The organism is Pseudofrankia coriaricola, assembly GCF_001854805.1.
Taxonomy (GTDB): domain Bacteria; phylum Actinomycetota; class Actinomycetes; order Frankiales; family Frankiaceae; genus Pseudofrankia.
In genome coordinates this window covers 1-2288 of the sequence record NZ_MBLO01000178.1, presented here as the reverse complement: position 1 = coordinate 2288, position 2288 = coordinate 1, and the positions used below count along the sequence as shown (strand labels likewise).

The following is a 2288-nucleotide window of genomic DNA, read 5'->3' as shown; positions in this document are numbered from 1 at the left end:
GGTGGTCCTCGTGAACCGCAGGCCGTCACGGACCGCGATGGGAGACCGCGAGGCGCGAGCTGATCGTCTTACTGTCTACCGCTCGCCCAACGCACGCCAAAGTTCCAGGTAAAGACGATATTGATCTTTGGCGATCCGTAACTTCGGCTTAGAACACGCCGGACGCGAGCTCGGTAGTCCGGTCAACATTTCGCAGCAGCATCCCGTAGATCGCCGCCCCGGCCGGAGACGACGGGCTCGGCGGCATCGCGTCAGCGACGGCGATGACCTTGGCCATCTCCTGGCTGGTGATGATCCGCGGATCGAACCGGGGCGCTGGGATCGCGTCGAACCGGTCGGGCGGCTGCCAGCAGTCGATCCCGTGGCTGCGCAGGAACAACGCGAACTGCTTGAGGGTGTTGCGCCGCACCCACAACGTCCCGGGAGCACGGCTGCCGGGGTCGAGGAATGCCTCGGCCATCTCGGCGGTCAGCACCCGCGGGTCGGCGGGGAAGGACGCGATGTGGTGGGACAGCAGCCGGTACTTCCGTACCGAGTCCTCCGGAAACAGGTAGCCCAGCGAGCGCTTGAAGGCGATGAACTCCTCGAACAGGTGCGCCCACGGGCCGGCGAAACCGCGGTCAGCGGGCATCGGGCACCTCCAACGCCAGGCCGCGCAGCTGCTCGACGTCGACGCGCAAGTACGACTTGGTCGACTCGACGCCTGCGTGCCCGAGCACGGCGCCGATGGCCGGGTAGGACGTCGCGCCGGCAAGCATGTTCGAAGCCAGGGAGTGGCGCAGGGAGTGCGGCCCGTGCCGGCGCCCGGTCACGTCGAGACCGGCTCGGGCGAACGCGTTCGCCACGACGTGGTAGAACGCCCGGGCGCTCGGGTGCGGCCCGAACGGCGCCTGCGCACGGAGGAACACGTGATCGGTGTCGCTGACGGGCCGGTCATGCTTCACGTAGTCCAGCAGCGCAAGCATCACCTCCTCGGGCATCGGCAGATCGACGCGCCGAACTGTCTTGACCTGTGGCACCGAGATCCGTCGCGTGTGCCAGTCGATCTGGCTCAACCGCAGAGCCGCGATGTTGCCGACCCTCATGCCGAGCACGGCAGCCAGGAGGAACACGGCACGGTCACGCCGCGCCCACGGGTCCCACGACGGCAGCGCGTCGAGCCCGTCCAGTGCGGTGGCCACCTCCCCGGGCGTGAACACCGACGGCAGCACGGCCTCGGGGTTCGCGACGATCACCGGGAAGAGCGCGCCCAACGACGGGTCGACCAGGCCCCGCTCGACCCCGAACCTCAGGTACTCACGCAGGACGAACAGCACTGTCGTGCGCGTCGAGGACGTCCACCCGCTGCCCGTGGCGAGGAACCCGTAGACATCGGTGGCCCGCAGCGCCGCCAACGACGGCACGCCCGCGCCATCGAGGAACCTCAGGAACCGCACCAGCGCCCACCGCTTCTTGCTGACCGTGGAAGACGCGAGCCGTCTGCCCGCGAGCCATTGCTCGTAGGCGCCGAACCTGGGTTCCGCGTAATTCGGTTCGCCTAGAGTGTCGATCACGGCTGTGACCTGGGCGGACATGCCGATGTGCCCCGGCGGGCCGTTTCTCTAGGCGCCGGCGGGGTTCGGGGCGGGTCTGGTCAGGGTTTCGGCGTGCTGAGCTGGTGGATCGTCCTGGGCGGGTCGATGTGCAGGGCCGCGAGCAGGTCGCGGGCGGGTTTGGTCAGTGTGGTGACCTGGTGGAAGGTGCCGGCGGGGCCGGTGAACGTGCCGATGTGGATGCGGTCGAGCTCGCGGCGCATCCGCGTCCAGGTGGTGCCGGTCTCGTTCTCGGCGACGCGGATGAGCAGGAGGGCGAGCCAGCAGAGTAGGACGTGGGCGCGGATCCGCTTTTCGAGCCGGTGGTGGACGGGCCGTAGTTGAAGGACGGTCTTCAGGTCGCGCCAGCTGCGTTCAAGGAGCAAGCCGCACTGCACACATAGGCGAGCCGGAGACGGGGAACGCCCCGATGGTTGGGGTTGATTGGAGTGATCCCAGTTTCGTAGACAGTGGACGTAATTACCACTGACTACCAGGGAGATCAAGGGATGGGATCGACGCGGAGGAAGTTCACCCAGGAGTACAAGGACGAGGCGGTGGCTCTCGTCCTTGGTTCGGATCGTACAATCGCCGAGGTGGCGAAGAGCCTTGGGATCAACGAGTGTCCATTCACGGGGGTAACCGTGTTGATGTTGTTTCAGGCGGTGGCTGGGACTGGTAGCCAGGGGCTGCCGGTGAGGGCGGTGCGGATGGCCT

4 protein-coding genes are annotated in these 2288 nt (G+C 67.4%); 1 reads left to right on the top strand and 3 read right to left on the bottom strand.

What is annotated here, in order from left to right:
• Positions 1-148 precede the first annotated feature (148 nt).
• From BCD48_RS21290 to BCD48_RS21280, 3 genes are all read right to left on the bottom strand, one after another.
• Positions 149-631, bottom strand: a complete 483-nt coding sequence (locus BCD48_RS21290) for a site-specific integrase (protein ID WP_071050163.1) — start codon at positions 629-631, stop codon at positions 149-151.
• A complete protein-coding gene (locus tag BCD48_RS21285; RefSeq protein ID WP_198543330.1) occupies positions 621-1553 on the bottom strand; it encodes a site-specific integrase in 933 nt (310 codons plus the stop codon). Before BCD48_RS21285 ends, BCD48_RS21290 begins: the two co-directional genes overlap by 11 nt.
• 80 nt (positions 1554-1633) lie before the next feature.
• The gene (locus BCD48_RS21280) at positions 1634-1957 is read right to left on the bottom strand and encodes a hypothetical protein (RefSeq protein ID WP_131804075.1); all 324 of its coding nucleotides are present in this window, start codon (positions 1955-1957) and stop codon (positions 1634-1636) included.
• 123 nt (positions 1958-2080) lie between these two features.
• Here BCD48_RS21280 and BCD48_RS53940 point away from each other — a divergent pair.
• On the top strand, positions 2081-2288 hold a 208-nt coding region (locus BCD48_RS53940; protein ID WP_241841898.1), incomplete at its 3' end, for a transposase.